General features: G+C 37.0%; 16 protein-coding genes and 1 pseudogene. 10 read left to right on the forward strand and 7 right to left on the reverse strand.

Features of this window, described 5'->3' with window-relative positions; all coding sequences use genetic code 11:
* Nucleotides 1-56 precede the first annotated feature (56 nt).
* Together murJ and ampD are read right to left on the reverse strand one after the other, a co-directional pair.
* On the reverse strand, nt 57-1,607 hold the full coding sequence (murJ, locus tag ACY45D_RS17340) for a murein biosynthesis integral membrane protein MurJ (RefSeq protein ID WP_463107818.1): 1,551 nt from the start codon (nt 1,605-1,607) through the stop codon (nt 57-59).
* Between the two features lie 70 nt (nt 1,608-1,677).
* A complete protein-coding gene (ampD, locus tag ACY45D_RS17345) occupies nt 1,678-2,256 on the reverse strand; it encodes a 1,6-anhydro-N-acetylmuramyl-L-alanine amidase AmpD (protein ID WP_463107819.1) in 579 nt (192 codons plus the stop codon).
* Nucleotides 2,257-2,440: 184 nt separating this feature from the next.
* Here ampD and nadC point away from each other — a divergent pair, with 184 nt between their 5' ends.
* From nadC to ACY45D_RS17360, 3 genes are all read left to right on the forward strand, one after another.
* Nucleotides 2,441-3,286, forward strand: coding sequence for a carboxylating nicotinate-nucleotide diphosphorylase (gene nadC / locus ACY45D_RS17350; protein ID WP_463107820.1), 846 nt, complete (start codon nt 2,441-2,443; stop codon nt 3,284-3,286).
* Between the two features lie 158 nt (nt 3,287-3,444).
* Nucleotides 3,445-4,608, forward strand: a complete 1,164-nt coding sequence (locus ACY45D_RS17355) for a tetratricopeptide repeat protein (protein ID WP_463107821.1) — start codon at nt 3,445-3,447, stop codon at nt 4,606-4,608.
* A 184-nt stretch (nt 4,609-4,792) separates the two neighbouring features.
* Nucleotides 4,793-6,670: an LTA synthase family protein gene (locus ACY45D_RS17360; RefSeq protein ID WP_463107822.1), complete on the forward strand. Its 1,878-nt coding sequence runs from the start codon at nt 4,793-4,795 to the stop codon at nt 6,668-6,670.
* 6 nt (nt 6,671-6,676) lie between these two features.
* Here ACY45D_RS17360 and ACY45D_RS17365 read toward each other — a convergent pair whose 3' ends face one another.
* Nucleotides 6,677-6,841 carry an ABZJ_00068 family colistin stress protein gene (locus ACY45D_RS17365; protein ID WP_171407825.1) on the reverse strand — a complete coding sequence of 55 codons (165 nt, stop codon included), beginning with the start codon at nt 6,839-6,841 and terminating at the stop codon, nt 6,677-6,679.
* A 348-nt stretch (nt 6,842-7,189) separates the two neighbouring features.
* A complete protein-coding gene (gene rph / locus ACY45D_RS17370; RefSeq protein WP_089604216.1) occupies nt 7,190-7,906 on the reverse strand; it encodes a ribonuclease PH in 717 nt (238 codons plus the stop codon).
* A gap of 273 nt (nt 7,907-8,179) precedes the next feature.
* On the opposite strand from rph, the pseudogene ACY45D_RS17375 reads away from it, so the two are divergent.
* From ACY45D_RS17375 to ACY45D_RS17390, 4 genes and pseudogenes are all read left to right on the forward strand, one after another.
* Nucleotides 8,180-8,440, forward strand: a pseudogene (locus ACY45D_RS17375) (PAAR domain-containing protein); the annotation flags it as partial.
* A gap of 140 nt (nt 8,441-8,580) precedes the next feature.
* Nucleotides 8,581-8,901 (forward strand): type II toxin-antitoxin system RelE/ParE family toxin, encoded by a 321-nt coding sequence (locus ACY45D_RS17380; protein ID WP_463107823.1) that lies wholly within the window; start codon nt 8,581-8,583, stop codon nt 8,899-8,901.
* Nucleotides 8,894-9,166: a NadS family protein gene (nadS, locus tag ACY45D_RS17385; RefSeq protein ID WP_463107824.1), complete on the forward strand. Its 273-nt coding sequence runs from the start codon at nt 8,894-8,896 to the stop codon at nt 9,164-9,166. The genes ACY45D_RS17380 and nadS overlap by 8 nt, the downstream gene beginning before the upstream one ends.
* Nucleotides 9,167-9,231: 65 nt before the next feature.
* Nucleotides 9,232-9,759 carry a hypothetical protein gene (locus tag ACY45D_RS17390; RefSeq protein ID WP_463107825.1) on the forward strand — a complete coding sequence of 176 codons (528 nt, stop codon included), beginning with the start codon at nt 9,232-9,234 and terminating at the stop codon, nt 9,757-9,759.
* A gap of 147 nt (nt 9,760-9,906) precedes the next feature.
* Here ACY45D_RS17390 and ACY45D_RS17395 read toward each other — a convergent pair whose 3' ends face one another.
* Together ACY45D_RS17395 and ACY45D_RS17400 are read right to left on the reverse strand one after the other, a co-directional pair.
* Nucleotides 9,907-11,046: a fatty acid desaturase family protein gene (locus ACY45D_RS17395; protein ID WP_463107826.1), complete on the reverse strand. Its 1,140-nt coding sequence runs from the start codon at nt 11,044-11,046 to the stop codon at nt 9,907-9,909.
* Between the two features lie 130 nt (nt 11,047-11,176).
* Entirely contained in the window at nt 11,177-12,229 is a 1,053-nt protein-coding gene (locus tag ACY45D_RS17400) for a ferredoxin reductase (RefSeq protein WP_463107827.1), read from the reverse strand.
* A 174-nt stretch (nt 12,230-12,403) separates the two neighbouring features.
* Between ACY45D_RS17400 and ACY45D_RS17405 the strand changes: the two genes are divergently transcribed.
* On the forward strand, nt 12,404-13,048 hold the full coding sequence (locus ACY45D_RS17405; RefSeq protein ID WP_463107828.1) for a TetR family transcriptional regulator: 645 nt from the start codon (nt 12,404-12,406) through the stop codon (nt 13,046-13,048).
* 445 nt (nt 13,049-13,493) lie between these two features.
* Here ACY45D_RS17405 and ACY45D_RS17410 read toward each other — a convergent pair whose 3' ends face one another.
* Nucleotides 13,494-14,108, reverse strand: coding sequence for a thiol:disulfide interchange protein DsbA/DsbL (locus tag ACY45D_RS17410; protein WP_463107829.1), 615 nt, complete (start codon nt 14,106-14,108; stop codon nt 13,494-13,496).
* Between the two features lie 451 nt (nt 14,109-14,559).
* Here ACY45D_RS17410 and ubiG point away from each other — a divergent pair, with 451 nt between their 5' ends.
* Nucleotides 14,560-15,273 carry a bifunctional 2-polyprenyl-6-hydroxyphenol methylase/3-demethylubiquinol 3-O-methyltransferase UbiG gene (ubiG, locus tag ACY45D_RS17415; RefSeq protein ID WP_463107830.1) on the forward strand — a complete coding sequence of 238 codons (714 nt, stop codon included), beginning with the start codon at nt 14,560-14,562 and terminating at the stop codon, nt 15,271-15,273.
* Nucleotides 15,273-15,959 carry an HAD family hydrolase gene (locus tag ACY45D_RS17420; protein ID WP_463107831.1) on the forward strand — a complete coding sequence of 229 codons (687 nt, stop codon included), beginning with the start codon at nt 15,273-15,275 and terminating at the stop codon, nt 15,957-15,959. The genes ubiG and ACY45D_RS17420 overlap by 1 nt, the downstream gene beginning before the upstream one ends.
* The last annotated feature ends 3 nt before the right edge of the window (nt 15,960-15,962 follow it).

Raw genomic sequence — 15,962 nt, forward strand, 5'->3', positions numbered from 1 at the left:
AACATCGCCCAATGGCGATGTTTTTATTCATTCTAAAATATAAATATCTTGATTTATTAATGCTTTAACTGTCTTGATCTAAATCCTGAAGCGAATAGCGCAATCGCATAAGCAACAATACCAACAATGCACAATCCAATCACTTCAAGAATACGAATCCATTGTGAAAGTGCACCATCATACCAAGTCATGGCATACCAAAGTGCCGCAACCATCGCCAAATTCGCAATTGCGAATTGAATAAATAATTTCTTCCAATGTGCGCCAAACTTGAAAATATCACGCTTATGCAAATAGAAATAAAGCATCCCCGCATTGACCAATGCTGAACCTGACGATGCAATCGCCAATGCCATATGCTGAGCCTGCCAATCAATCAGTTTAAACAAACCCAGAAAAACCACATTGAGAATAGCGTTAGCTGCAACGGCCATTAAACCCACACGTACAGGTGTTTTTGTATCTTGAATTGCATAAAATCCTGGTGCAAAAACTTTAATCAACATAAATGCAAGCACGCCACCACTCATACATTGTAGTGCCAGTGCTGTCATTTCCGTGTCTCGAGCATCAAATGCACCATGCTGAAAAAGCGCTTCGATAATCGGCGTAGACAACATGAACAATGCAATACTTGCAGGAACGCCGACCAATACAATTACACGTGCAGCCCAATCCAACATTTTTCTAAATTTAGCCTGATCTTGCTCAGCCTTACTCATCGATAATGATGGCAAAATGACCGTACCAATTGCTACACCAATCAATCCTAAAGGTAGCTCCGTCATACGTTCCGCACTGTATAACCATGATACAGAGCCATCTTGCATGAATGATGCCCAAATCGTATTTAGCAATAAATTAATCTGAGTCACCGATACACCAAAAAGTGCAGGTAACATCAGTTTCAGAATACGATCAACGCCTTCATGCTTAAAATCTACTTTAGGTGGAATCAGTAATTTTCTCTTCCACAATTCTGGAATCTGAATCGCAAGTTGTAAAACCCCTGCCACAATAACCGCCCAACCCAAGACCATAATCGGTTGTTCAAGATTTGAAGCAAAACACCATGCGCCGACGATCATGGCAATATTTAACAGAACGGGTGAAAAGGCAGGTGAAGCAAATGACCCATAACTGTTTAAAATACTGCTGGCAAATGCCGTTAATGACATAAACATCAGATAAGGAATCGTTAACCGAAACATATCTACTGCTAGATCAAATTTAGCGGGATCATTATGGAAACCAGGTGCATATACATACAAAATCACAGGTGCAATGATCATGCAAACTAAGGTCAGCAAAGACATCACCATTAACAAACAGCCAAAAACTCGGCTAATTAGAATTTGCACTTCAGCATGTAACTTGGTGGTTTTATATTCTGTTAAAACTGGAATAAAGGCCTGAGAAAAAGCCCCTTCAGCAAATAAACGTCTAAAAAAGTTAGGAATACGAAATGCGACAACAAATGTGTCAAAATCCTTACCTGCACCAAACACATTAAGCAAAACCATGTCTCGGACTAATCCTAAGACTCGTGACAACATGGTCATTGCACTAACAATAAAGGTGGATCGCCACAGCGCCATCGTATTCACCTAGTTAAAATAAAATCGCTATTGTAATTAAATATTCTTAAAATTGGGTTGTTAAATCATAAACAAATGTTTATTTTGCTTTGGATTTTTTCTGAGCAAGCGATTCTCTAAAATATTGCCATTGAAAATGTGGTCCAGGATCGGTTTTACGCCCTGGTGCAATATCAGAATGCCCTGCTAAGTGCTGATCTGTTTTGGGATAAGCTTTTTGCAAACTTGCGACCACATCAACCAATGTTTGATATTGAATGTCTTCAAAATCAGTATCATCACTGCCTTCCAGTTCAATCCCTATCGAATAGTCATTACATTCAACTTTACTCAAATAACTTGAACGCCCTGCATGCCAAGCACGGTCTTTAAAATTGACGAATTGTAAGACTTCACCTGTTCTTAAAATCAATAAATGCGCAGAAACCTGCATCCCTTGAATGGTTTGAAAATAGGGATGTAATGACCAATCCAATTGATTCTGAAAAAATTGTTCAATATAACCACCACCAAACTGAGAAGGAGGTAAACTAATATTATGAATGACAATCAGTTGTATTTCAGTATTCTCAGGTCGTTGATTAAAATTTGGAGATGGAACTTGTTTTGCGCCAATAAGTTGTCCATTTTCAACCTGAAATAGTGCTGCTGATTGCATGTGTTATTCCTAAAAGACAATTCTATTTTCGATGCATCTATTCAATGTTAATGTGAATATTTTCATTCAATAGCGTTGATATTTTAGTTTACTCCGATCTGTATAAAATAAAAACTTCTTCAAACTTGCAGTGACAATGCTAATATATCGCACAAATTTTAGGATGAACCGAAAGGGATTTTCCATGAGTATTTCAAAAGCATTGCTTGAACAATCGATTCAAATGAATATCCAACAAGCACTGCAAGAAGATATCGGTGAGGGAGATATTACCGCCCTACTTACACCCGAAGATGAGCAAGCTACAGCAACGATTATTACCCGTGAAGACATGATCCTTGCTGGTCAGCCATGGGTCAATGCACTGATCCAAGCCTATGATCCATCTGTACAAATTACATGGTTAAAAAATGATGGTGACTTAGTCAAAGCCAATGAAACCATTTATAAACTCGCTGGTTCTGCACGTAGTTTGCTTACAGTTGAACGCCCTGCTTTGAATTTTGTACAAACTTTATCTGCTGTGGCAACTAAAACTGCTGAATACATAAAATATCTTGAAGGCACAGCGACCAAACTACTCGATACTCGTAAAACTTTACCGGGTTTACGTATTGCGCAAAAGTATGCAGTTGCTGTCGGTGGTGGGCAAAACCATCGCTTAGGTCTATTCGATGCTTTTTTAATTAAAGAAAACCACATCATGGCAGCAGGTGGAATTGTGCAAGCGATTGCCAAAGCACATCAAATTGCACCAGGTAAACCTGTTGAAGTTGAAGTCGAGACTTGGGATGAACTTGAACAAGCGATTGACGCCAAAGCAGATATTGTGATGCTAGATAATTTTAGCCAACAACAAATGATCGATGCTGTTAAACATGTTGCGGGTCGTTGCAAACTTGAAGCCTCAGGTAATATTACCCTTGAAAATTTAAGTGAAGTTGCGCAAACAGGTGTCGATTACATCTCAATGGGCGTACTCACTAAAGATGTAAAAGCAATTGATCTATCAATGCGTTTTAATGCCTAATTGATAAAAGTAGTCTTAAATTTCTAAGCAGTGAATCATCACTGCTTTTTATTTACATTACAAAACATAACGATGAATAATTATACAATTCACTCATTTTGCTCAAGAATCTCTATACAATCATCAATATATTTTCAATAGATAAGAAGAGACACAGAATGACAAAACATCTTTTATATTCTTCACTACTGGGTCTACTCGTTCCAAGCATCAGCTATGCAGATAGCATCAATATTCATGTTCTGAGTGCGACAATCAAAGACCAAAATATTGCCAATGCAGAAGTTATTCTGCAAAAAAATGGGGAACGTTCTGCATCGAATACCACCAATGCAAATGGCCGCACCACTGTTGATGGGAATAGTGCAGATGGTGCGGATAATTTATTAATTATCAAAAAATCAGGCTATTCCACCCTCGTTGCAAAATGTCCTTGTGATGGTATGACCTATGCGCTCAGCCCAGTATTGAAAGACTTAGACAGTATGCGTATCGTACTGAATTGGGGTAAAAATCCTTTAGATTTAGACTCACATTTAAGCTATAAAAATCAGCATATTTATTGGGACAATAAACAAGGTTTATCTGCCAATTTAGATGTCGATGATGTCGATTCCTATGGTCCTGAAACGGTGACCATTGATAAAAAACTGGATGGACAATACTACGTCTATTCGGTGCATGATTATTCAAATCGTACGCAACCCAATACCCATAGCCTGTCAAATAGCCAAGCCAAGGTCATGGTCTACGCAGGTGAATCACTGATTCGATCTTATTATGTTCCAACAACCAAGACAGGAAATTTATGGACTGTATTTCGAATCAGTCCTGAGGGTGAAATCCAAGATATTAACCGTATCTCTGGAACAACAGTCGGGGCAAGTCAGATTGGTTCAAGTGTGTCCAACTATCAAAGTCAAAGTACACGGGTAAATATTGTTCCTGTTTCAGTAGATGCACAAAACCGTGCGAAATCATTGAATTTAAAAGCAGATAAAGCGTACAAAGCTAATTCATTTGAACAAGCGGCCATGCTTTATCAACAATCTATTGATTACAATCCAAATGTAGGACAAACCTATAGTAATCTTGCAGTAGCTTATCAAAAATTGAATCGTTCATCTGAAGCGCTTTGGGCGAACCAAAAAGCGATTGCCCTTGCAAGCAATAACAACACCAAAGCTTATTCTCATTATAATATTGGTAAAATTTATGAGAATAATCAAGACTATGCTCAGGCAAAACAACATTATCAACTGGCGAATGAATACAAACCTAGCCCAACTTATGATGAAGCCATACAACGTGTAAGCCATTAAAAAGATCCCCAAGGAATCAAGTCATTCTTTGGGGGATTTATTACTTCCTATTTTTAAATGATGTTTTTCAACTTTTAAATTCTTACTCAAGTATGCTTACAAAATAAACAACGCATACATAGAAAAACCCGAATAATAAGCCTATAATTATTGTCCATTCCAAATCATCTCTGAAATTAAGCCAATGAAGACTTTGAAACAACAAGTGCTGTTTTTACTTGTCGCTTTTTTATCTGTATTTGCTTTTTTCTTATACCAAGAAGATATCACGCGTTTCTTTCAGTTACGTGACATCTATTTAAAACCACGTTTATTTAAATATGGCTTTTCGATTCTATTGAATTATGCTTTTATCAGCTTATTTTACTTAATTTTAAGAAAGACTTTTGCCACGATATTATTGACTCAGTTCATTATTTTTTTACTCACCTTTATCAATATCAAAAAAGAGCAATACCTTTCAGCAAGCCTTGTTCCAAGCGATTTTCTATTATTTAAAGAAACCTTTATTGCTTCACCCATTTTTCTAAAAATTGCAGTATTTGCCAGTATTGCAGTTTTTATTGCGCTCTTTGCCTTTATTTATAAAAAAGAAAAAATTGGTACAAAACCATTATGGTTAACCAATAGTCTTTTATCGGTCACGATCCTTGGCTTTTTTGTGACTGCAAATTTTAAAAATAATTTTAGCGAGTCCTGCGCCAATGCGAAAAAAGACTCCATTTGCCAATATACACAATATTTACCCAATACTCGCGGCGACTGGATCGGTGATCATTTAACCATTAAATATCTAGGTTTTTCGACCTTTTTCTTTTCAAAATCTGTGGATAGTTTGAATAATAAAATTTTTCAAACTGAAGTTATTCCTGAGCAAGAAGTTGCTACATTTTATCAGCCAATAACAAATAATAATCCTGTTGCAGAGCAAACTACGATTGCGAGTAATGAAAAGGTTGAACCACAACCCTTACCCAACATTATTTTTGTGATGAGTGAATCACATTGGGATGCAACTCAACTTGATAAAAGCATTCCACAAAATATCACACCAACGATTAATAAAAATCAGGTTTCTACATTGCTATCACCAAGTTTTGGTGGTGGTACAGCCAATGTTGAATTTGAAGTTTTGACCAGCTTAAACACCTATTTAAATCATAATGAGTTGGCTTATGTGTCTAAATTAAAACGTCCAACCTATTCATTGCCCATGTATTTAAATAGTTTAGGTTACGAAACCACAGCGATGCACAATAACGGAAAATATTTTTATAACCGTAGCGCTGTTTATCACAACTTAGGTTTTAATCGTTTTACCTCAATTGAAAATATGATCAACATGGCTGATCGTGCGAAATACATCAATGCAGCAGGTTGGGCTACGGATGATTTAATTTACAACAGCATTGAAAATCAGCTCAAAAATACCGATAAGCCGCAGTTTATTTATGCGATTAGTGTTGAAAACCATCCAATGTACAGTGATGATCGTTTTGGTAAAGATCACTTTAAACTCAATAAAAAAGGGATCAGTGATAGCAGTAAACGTGCATTAAATACGTATTTAACAGGTATGCAACGTGCCGATGACAAGTTTAAGGCTTTGATTGAAAATGTAAAACAACTCGATCGCCCAACCATTGTAATTTTCTTCGGAGATCATTTACCAAACTTACAAAAAGTTTATGATGAATATGGTTTCTTTAAGTCTGAGCAAGAAAAAACCGAGAAAAAAGATGTGCGTTTCTTTGAAACACCTTTGGCTGTTTGGGCAAACTTCCCAATTGATAAAAAGCAATTTCAAGGACAATTTGTTGCGGCACATTTTCTTGCACCAAAAGTTTTAGAAGCAGCGCATGTACCACTTTCACCTTATTATAATTTTGTGAATAAAGTGAATTCTTGCTATAAAACAGTTCATCAAACGGGTACACAACCACAAAAATCCTGTGATTTAAACTCAGCTGAAATTCTTCAACAATATAAAGACATGAATATGGATGTGTTGAATGGGAAGAATTTTACTTATGAGTTATTGCAAGCGAAAGCTGAAAGCTAACACAGTTCAAGCCGATTCTTCACGATCGGCTTTTTTCAAATCTTGTTGAAAATGTTCAGTCTTTTGTGAGTTTTGTGCAGTTGTATCTTGTCTATCCAGTCGGTCTAAGCGAGGGTCACTGGCCATTAACACAAAAGTAATCATAGCAAAAAGGAAGATCAGGATTTGCATATTTACACCGAGACTTATTTTGAAATTGCAAATAGCTTAATCGATACCTTTTTAGATGATTTGAAGAAGTTGTATTAAAAGGAATACGGCTTCTGATGAGTTTTGTATCTCGTAACCACATTACATGACTTGAAACTTAAATCAGCAACATCACGCAATTGGTGTTGTATTTATGCTGCTAATTCTCCTGTATCGCTATGTACCTACGTACCGTTAAACTAGAGAAAAATTCACATCAATATCCAATAGCATTTAATTCATTCTTCTATTTAGCTTGAGAAATAATTATTGTCCAAATAAAAAACGCACCCTAGAGTGCGTTTGATCACAAATTAAATTGGTTTTGTATTACCAACCAAGTGCTTCTTGTTGTTTCTTCACTAATTCTTGAATACCCTTTTCAGCTATTTCAAGCATTGCATTTGATTGCGCACGTGTAAATGGTTTTTCTTCAGCAGTCCCTTGAATTTCAATAAATTCACCTGCTTGCGTCATGACCACATTCATATCAGTTTGACAGTTTGAATCTTCTTCATAGCAAAGATCAAGTAAGACTTCATCTGCATAGATTCCCACCGAAATCGCAGCAACTAAACCTTTTAGCGGATCATGTTTAATTTTCTTTTTCTCAAGCAATACATTCATTGCATCAATTAACGCAACCGCTGCGCCTGTAATCGCCGCTGTACGTGTACCACCATCTGCTTGAATCACATCACAGTCAATGGTAATGGTGTTTTCACCTAATTTTTTCAAATCCACCATTGCACGTAAGCTACGACCAATTAAACGTTGGATTTCTTGTGTACGACCAGATTGTTTGCCACGTGCTGCTTCACGGTCACTACGGGTATGTGTAGAACGTGGCAACATACCGTATTCAGCCGTGACCCAACCTTGTCCCTGACCTTTGAGGAAACGCGGTACTGAATTGTCAATACTCGCTGTACACAGCACTTTTGTATGACCAAATTCAACCAATACAGAACCTTCCGCATAACGTGTGTAGTTTCGGGTAATTTTAACATCACGTAATTGATCTAATGCACGTTGGTCGATACGCATGGCTTATCCTTATGGGATTTAAAAATATTGCGCACAAGTATAACAGATGCAAGAGAGATGGTTTTGTTACAAGAGCATGGTTTTTTAAATTGATAAATGATCAATATTTTAAACTCAGACAAAGCCGATCCATGGTGAAATTCAACTGATATCGTTTTTGTATAATATTTTCAATTGTTTATTATGATACATAAATTAAGACAATTTTAAGTTCAGATTTAAAGTTTATTATGTTTTAATACACACATTATTAATTAAAAGTACAAAATAAAAATGAAAGCATTCATCACAGTCGGATGTAAAACTGATCATGGTGGAATCATTCTTCTAGGTGATTCTTCTTTTATCGTTGAAGGTAAAGCCGTACATCTCGATGGGATGACACACTATTGCCCTAAATGCCAAGTCCAATCCAAAGCGATTGCTTCTAATCAAGGTTTTATAACCGTAAATGGTAAAAGTATCGTCGTTGCAAATGACACTTCGACTTGTGGGGCTAAATTTTTAAAAATTTCTGATCTTGTCGTTGTAAATTGACATAAGTTCTAATTCAAAAGCCGTAAGCTTAATTCATAAACCAAATTAGACATATAAAATGCATATCTTATCAGGCTCTCGCTATTTTATGATTAAATTGTTATACTTTTTATGCGCCAATGGCGTATCGTTAGATTATGTTATTCATTGAAACTAGTATTTTTACTAAACAAATCAAAGCACTTGTTACCGATGACGAATACCGTCAGTTACAACAAGAGCTTTTGACAAAACCTGATAAGGGTGATGTTATTAAAAATAGTGGTGGAATACGTAAAATACGTTGTGCCCAAGGCCATAAAGGAAAAAGTGGCGGTATTCGTGTAATCTATTATTGGGTTTCAGTTGATCAACAAATCTTTTTCTTAGCCGCTTATCCCAAGTCAGTGAAAGACAATCTTACAGATAAAGAGACCGCTATTCTGCGTCAATTAGTGAAGGAGCAACTTCATGGATAATAATTTATTTGATGACCTCGTTTCTTCAATTAAAGAAGCCGGTGCAATTAAACGTGAAGATATTCAAGCAAGTCGGGTAACAAAACTTGAGTTACCTGATATTAAAGAAGTACGAGAAAAAACTGGCTTGAGTCAAACTGAATTTGCTGCACGTTTGCATATTAGCCCTCGTACACTTCAAAATTGGGAACAAGGTAGACGCTATCCAACGGGACCAGCAGCAACACTCATTCGTATTTTAGATGCACATCCAAGCTTAATTTAAAACTTTATGTGTTTAGTTTTCCCCCAATCACGTAAATTTGAGCAATCAAAGTAATTAATAAATATATGAATTCAATTTCAGCTATTTTTTTGAAAGAACATCCAGTCAATACCTGCATTCAAGAAGCAAATGGGAACTCAAAACCATTTCCTATACTTGTTATTGATGGTGTTCCACTCAATGTATGGATAAATGAAAATACAAATATTATCGATCGAATAGACAACTTAGTTCCAGCACAAGGGTGGTTGTATAATTTTGAGAATAACCATTCATTAAGCAATGCTTGGAAACTCCTTGAACCAAAATCCTCTGAATATGGTGCAGTTTCTACTGTTATACCTCTCTTAATTTGTCCTCATGATTTAGATCTCGTATGTAGCGTTATCATGGTTGAGCAAGTTGTTACTGATTCTAAAATACAATGGATTCGATTTGGATTAGCATACGGAAATATGGATGATGTTGTCACATCTGTTATTTGGGAAAATCCGATTTCTGCTCCAATATTAACTTTTAAATATATAGAGTTTGAACAAGCATATAATGACTTAAAGAAATTGGATGAAATTTGGAATCAACCTTCCATTTAACATATATTTTTTATTCAAAACTCACCATACAAATTTAAAAATCAATATATTGCGATTGATAAAAGCCCAATTTACATAAATTAGGCTTTTAAATTTTTATATTTCATAACCTTGCTTAAACAAATAAAACCACCAACTCAGCATTCTTTAAGCAAAAATCCCCTTCACCTTTTGCAAAGACTGCGTAATCGTCGACGTCCAGTTATTGGGTAAAGAACACTTCGCCAAGCGTACCCAGACACTCCAGAACTGCTGCAAGAAGTTTGCTTCATTGTAGTTGATACCATATTCTTCACATAAAGCTTTGATTTTAGGTGCAACTTCAGAATAGCGGTTGGCGGGCATATCTGGGAACAAATGATGCTCAATTTGATGACTTAAATTTCCACTTAAAATATGCAACCAATCTGTACCTGTGAAATTACTTGAACCACGAATTTGACGTAGATACCACTCCGCACGTGTTTCATTTTCAGTATTATCAGCCTCAAAAGTTTCAGCATCCTCAGTAAAGTGACCATTAAAAATCACCGCAGATGCCCACAAACTACGGATCACATTGGCAATTGCATTCCCTGCTAAAACAGGTAACGCATTCGGCCCTGCAATCACTGGAAAAAATACATAATCTTTTAATATCTGACGGCGTGCTTTTTTTCGGAACTTCGTTGCATCTGCCCATACTTGTTTCCAAGTTTTTGTTTTATAAACCAAAGCATCTTCTAAATGTAAGTTTTGAACGCCAACATACCATTCAAAAAACACCATTAATTGAATTGCCATAGGAATATTCAGTAAAAAACGAGGCTCCCACTTTTGCGATTCACTCACTCGTAATAAACCATAACCGACATCATGGTCTTTACCGACAATATTGGTATAGGTATGGTGTATATAATTATGAGTATATTTCCAATCATCACCTGTAGACATGGTATCCCAGTCATAGTTTGCACCGTTTAGACTTGGATCATTCAACCAGTCAAACTGCCCATGCATCACGTTATGACCCAATTCCATATTTTCAACAATTTTGGAAATGCCCAACAACGCTGTACCAAATACCCAAACAGGTGGAATCCAGCCACCAAACATTAACGCTCCACGTGAAACAATTTCGCTATAACGTACAAAATTACGAATTTTATAGATGTACTTGGCATCTTGTTCACCCAAGCAATCCATCACTTCACGGCGGATTTCATCGACACGACGACCAAATTCAGCTGTTTGTTCTGGACTTAAATGTTTTGACTTACTGTTTGGAAAATTCACCGACATATTCATTGCTTAACTCCTGCACAATTCATTTTTTCTGAACTGTGCCTTAAATTTTGGATATACGTTCCCCTGAGCTTTAAACTTAAAACTCTGAGTTTTTTAATTTTTAAATTTGAATGAAAATAAGAACTTGAAATTACAAGTTAATCGTCACAGGACTGATCGCTTGGCTAATACACAACTTAATTTGAGTATTAGAAGCATGGTCAATTTCACCTGTCAGCATATTTTTGGTTGAGCCACTTACTTTCGTACAAGTACAGGTATTACAAATCCCCATACGACAACCATGTGTAGGCTTCAAACCTGCTTGTTCAGCACTCTCTAGAAGATTTGATTTCGCCTCAAACGCTTGTTGTGAGCGTAAGAATACGACTGGCTGAGCCTCTAAGCTTTCATCAACTGCAATTTGGAAATACTCTTGTTTCAGTTGCTGTTCAATATTTAAATCTTTAAAAATCTGATTCAAGCTTTGCATCATTGCTGCCGCACCACATGCATAACTTTGACGTGTTTGAAAATCAGGTACCAATTCTTCTAACAATTCCACAGTCAAATGTTGTTTGTTTTGCGTTGTATTAATCGCATGATATTTAAACTGAGCATTTTGCTGATCAAGTTGTTCCAAATCTGTATGGAAGGCTTGATCACGACTAAAATAAATTAAATCAATAGAATGACTTGAATCTTTTAAAGCTTCAAGTAATAACGAATAAATTGCCGTAATTCCACTACCCGAAGCAATCAATAACATTGGTGTAACATCTTGGCTAAGGACAAAATCGCCTTGCGGTTGAGAAAGCTCAACAATATTGCCAAAAGCCAACTGGCTCAGTACGTTGGATACTTTACCTTGCTGTTTGACTGCGATGATAATGTCGCCATTGGCTAAAAATTTCACCACAGAATAACTGCGTTGTTGGCGTACACCTGCAATTTCTACAGTGACAAGAATACTTTGCCCTGCTTTAAATTGTTGATGCTTAAAATTACGATTCGGACGTAATTGAATTTGATAAAAATCAGGACTTAAAGCACGTGTCTTAACAACAGCTGCTTTCACTTTTTTCCAAGCCCAAATAGGATTGATTTTTTCAGCGATAAAATCGACAAAATCCTCTCGAATGATTTCTGGTCGATATCCACCCTGTTGATTCGTGGCTGTTTGATACTGCATGTAGCTACTCATATTACGTTCCTCTTTGTGCTTGCTATTTATTGAGTGAACAAATGTTCTTTTAGTGAACACATGTACACTATAACCGTTTTTTAGATTCAGTCAACACCTGTACACTGACATTCGTCGTTTAATTTGTTTATTTTTTTGATAAACTCATCACAACAAAAAACTTTGGATACCAGAATGTCGATACGGGATGAACGTAAACAACAAAGTCGACAGGCTTTACTCGATGCTGCTTTAACTTTAAGCACATCAGGTCGTTCATTTTCGAGCATTAGCTTGCGTGAAGTGGCACGAGAGGTTGGTTTAGTTCCCACGGCTTTTTATCGACATTTTCAAGACATGGATGAGCTTGGTAAGGAATTGGTCGATCAAGTTGCTTTATATCTAAAAAATGTTTTACATCAGTTGGGGAAAGGCTTCGCTCATCCTGAAGCAAAAACCAAAACCAGCATGCAATTGTTTTTTGAAGCTGTAGATAAAAACCCACAACAATGGATTTTTATGATCGCTGAGCGTTGGGGGGGCTCTGAAGCTGTACGTAGAGCCATTGCTCGTGAGATTGACTTTTTAAATGATGACCTTGCAAATAGTCTAAAAAAGTTTGAAATCGTACAAAATTTTCATGATGAAAATGATCTAAAAGTGATTACCAACATCTTGATTAATTTATCTTTTACTTGGGCAATGTCATGGATCAGCTTACAACGACTCTACTCTGGAATCGAACTAGAACTACAAAAAATGGTTCTGCAAAAACAAGCAGTCACTCAAATTCGTCTGATTTTTAAAGGGATTGAAAATTGGGAAATTCAAAAAAACTGAAGCCTAATAAATCAGTGATTGTAAAAAAGACGCGACCACATTGCCTTGATCTAAAAATATCAATTCAATAAGTAACCTGAGCTCGATATATCCCAACTATATGATACGCGAAAACGTCAGTCGCATTGTTCGAGGCATGAGGAATATATTCCGCAAGATCTGTAATATACTGTTTTTGCGATATATTAGGGACTAGATAGTATCTGTCGAGTTGGCGACTGACAAATGGTTTTGCCCTTGCGTGGCAGTGCCACTCATCCCGAAAGCCTTGCGAGGTAATACCTCTCAGGTCGAACCGAAGGTTAATCCTTACATCTGACTTTAAACGGTAAGACTCCGCTTTGCCTGATCTATATTTTCAATAACTTACATCAGAGCTTATCCCGAACTGACATTAAGCAATAAAAAACCCGCAATCATTTACGGGTTTTTTGAACTGGAAGACTTATTTGCCTTTACGTTCTTTATTAATCAAGTAATCAACAACTTGAGTCACTTTACCATCTTCACCTTGTACAACATATTTACCATTCACAACCACGGCTGGAACACCTGATAATTGATATTGTGCAGCCAATTGGTTTGATTCTGCTACTTTTGCAGTGATCGCGAATGAACTATACATGCTGTTAAATTTCGCTTCAGGTACGCCATAACGTGTATAGAATTTAGCAAAAGCATCTTTATCTAAGATTTGCTGACCATTTCCATTGGCATGGAATAATGGTAAATGGGTACGTTTACGTACACCTAACGCTTCAGATACATAATAAGCACGTGCACCCTGCTCCCAAAGCGGGTTCATTGCCGCAGGTGTACGAATAAAATTCACATCTTTTGGAATTTTTTTCAACCATGTTTGCATATAAGGTTCAAGCTTAAAGCAGTGCGGGCATCCATACCAAAAGAATTCACGTACTTCAATTTTACCCGGAACAGTTACCTTTCCAGGGTTCTGTACAACGGTATAGTCTTTACCTGCAACAAAATCAGCAGCCATGGTATTTGCAGAAAATGCCATAACCATTGCAGTCATGCCACCAAGAATAAATTTTTTCATTGACTTTATTGTCCTCGAAGTCGTTTTGTATAGCTTATGCACTAACTATAAAACAAATATGGGAAAATCGTTTTCCTTCTGTGAAGTTTTTTACACGATTCATCGCTTTTTTCAGAATTAACGTTACACTAGGGTCTGTTGACAATTCATTTATGCTTGCGACTATACGTGTTTTTTAGGCGATACTAGGCGCGAAGTACGAGATTTAGTTATTCTAAATGAGTAGTTCGCAACGACGTAGCGGCAAAAAATACTTTAGTCCCGAAGGGTTGTCGCTAAAATTATCTCAGCCTTCGTTATGAAACTTGAAAATAGTCTCGCTATTCTCATCGTTTCAAGCCTCGTCTGCTCAATTTTAGCCTACAACGCAAGCAATCTATGAAATGTCAGCAGACCCTAACATAGCTTGAATTAATTTTTGATTAAAACAATTTACTCAGAGGTGACTGTCATGTCGCAACTTAATGTTGATCCACAAGAAATTGCAAAATTTGAGGCACTCGCTGCTTTATGGTGGGATCAACACTCTGAGTTCAGACCCTTACATCAAATTAATCCGCTACGCTTAAACTGGATCGATGAGCATTCAGGTGGTTTAGCAGGCAAAAAGATTTTAGATGTGGGCTGTGGTGGCGGTATCTTGGCAGAAAGCATGGCACGTCGTGGTGCTGATGTTTTGGGTATTGATATGGGTCTCGCACCGCTTAATGTTGCACGCCTACATGCAGAACAAGAAAATGTACACAATATCGAATATCGTCAAGTTCCTGTTGAGCAACTTGCAGAAGAACAAGCAGGCCAATACGACATTGTGACCTGTATGGAAATGCTCGAACACGTTCCAGATCCAGCTTCGATCATTCAAGCTTGTCAAAAATTGGTTAAACCGAATGGTCATGTGTTTTTTTCAACCATTAACCGTAATCCTAAATCGTATTTATTTGCCATTATCGGAGCTGAATATGTATTACGCTTATTGAAAAAAGGCACACACGATTATCATAAATTCATCAAACCATCTGAGCTAGCACATGATATTCGCAATTCAGGTCTAAAACTCAAAGATATGACTGGCCTACACTACAACCCATTAACCAAACATTATTGGCTTGCTCCAAATGTGGATGTGAACTATATGGTCTATACGGTAAATGAAGGTGTGTAATGCAAGCAGTACTGTTTGATTTAGATGGAACGTTGATTGATACCGCAGCGGATTTTATTCGTATCATTCAAAATATGTGTCGTGAAGAAGGTCGTGCGGTGGTGGATGCCGATTTAATTCGCACACAAGTATCAGAAGGCGCTCGTGCCATGGTCAAACTGGTTTATCCCGAATTGGCTGTGGATGATCCTATTTTCCTCGCTCATCGTCAGCGTTTCTTAGATTTATACGGCGAAGATATTGCTGTGGATACAGACTTATTTCAAGGCATGTATCCTTTAATCGAAGATTTAGAAAATCACAATATTCCATGGGGAATCGTCACCAATAAACCTCGTGGGCTAAGTAAGTCTTTACTCCAAGCATTGAATTTAAACGAACGTTGTGCAGTACTGGTTTGTCCTGAAGATGTTACGCATACAAAACCAGACCCTGAACCGATGTATCTTGCAGCAAGTCACTTGCAGATTGATCCAAAACAGATTATTTATGTAGGTGATCATCCACGTGATATTGATGCAGGGCGTAATGCCAGTATGTACACCATTCTTGCAGCCTATGGCTATTTACCTTTAGAACACAAAGATAATTTAGAGGCATGGCAAGCGGATTGTATTGTGAATAATGTGCCTGAATTACATCAAATCATCAATAAACTGGTGGATATCAAACGAATTACCGCTTAATTT

The sequence above is a fragment of the Acinetobacter sp. BZX-2 genome, assembly GCF_055179795.1.

Coding starts and splice junctions, on each gene's coding strand:
- ampD (WP_463107819.1), bottom strand. CDS start 2,256: ATGCAATCAGCAGCACTATTTCAGGTTGAAAATGGACAACTTATTGGC.
- nadC (WP_463107820.1), top strand. CDS start 2,441: ATGAGTATTTCAAAAGCATTGCTTGAACAATCGATTCAAATGAATATC.
- ACY45D_RS17355 (WP_463107821.1), top strand. CDS start 3,445: ATGACAAAACATCTTTTATATTCTTCACTACTGGGTCTACTCGTTCCA.
- ACY45D_RS17360 (WP_463107822.1), top strand. CDS start 4,793: ATGAAGACTTTGAAACAACAAGTGCTGTTTTTACTTGTCGCTTTTTTA.
- ACY45D_RS17365 (WP_171407825.1), bottom strand. CDS start 6,841: ATGCAAATCCTGATCTTCCTTTTTGCTATGATTACTTTTGTGTTAATG.
- rph (WP_089604216.1), bottom strand. CDS start 7,906: ATGCGTATCGACCAACGTGCATTAGATCAATTACGTGATGTTAAAATT.
- ACY45D_RS17380 (WP_463107823.1), top strand. CDS start 8,581: ATGTTATTCATTGAAACTAGTATTTTTACTAAACAAATCAAAGCACTT.
- nadS (WP_463107824.1), top strand. CDS start 8,894: ATGGATAATAATTTATTTGATGACCTCGTTTCTTCAATTAAAGAAGCC.
- ACY45D_RS17390 (WP_463107825.1), top strand. CDS start 9,232: ATGAATTCAATTTCAGCTATTTTTTTGAAAGAACATCCAGTCAATACC.
- ACY45D_RS17395 (WP_463107826.1), bottom strand. CDS start 11,046: ATGAATATGTCGGTGAATTTTCCAAACAGTAAGTCAAAACATTTAAGT.
- ACY45D_RS17400 (WP_463107827.1), bottom strand. CDS start 12,229: ATGAGTAGCTACATGCAGTATCAAACAGCCACGAATCAACAGGGTGGA.
- ACY45D_RS17405 (WP_463107828.1), top strand. CDS start 12,404: ATGTCGATACGGGATGAACGTAAACAACAAAGTCGACAGGCTTTACTC.
- ACY45D_RS17410 (WP_463107829.1), bottom strand. CDS start 14,108: ATGAAAAAATTTATTCTTGGTGGCATGACTGCAATGGTTATGGCATTT.
- ubiG (WP_463107830.1), top strand. CDS start 14,560: ATGTCGCAACTTAATGTTGATCCACAAGAAATTGCAAAATTTGAGGCA.
- ACY45D_RS17420 (WP_463107831.1), top strand. CDS start 15,273: ATGCAAGCAGTACTGTTTGATTTAGATGGAACGTTGATTGATACCGCA.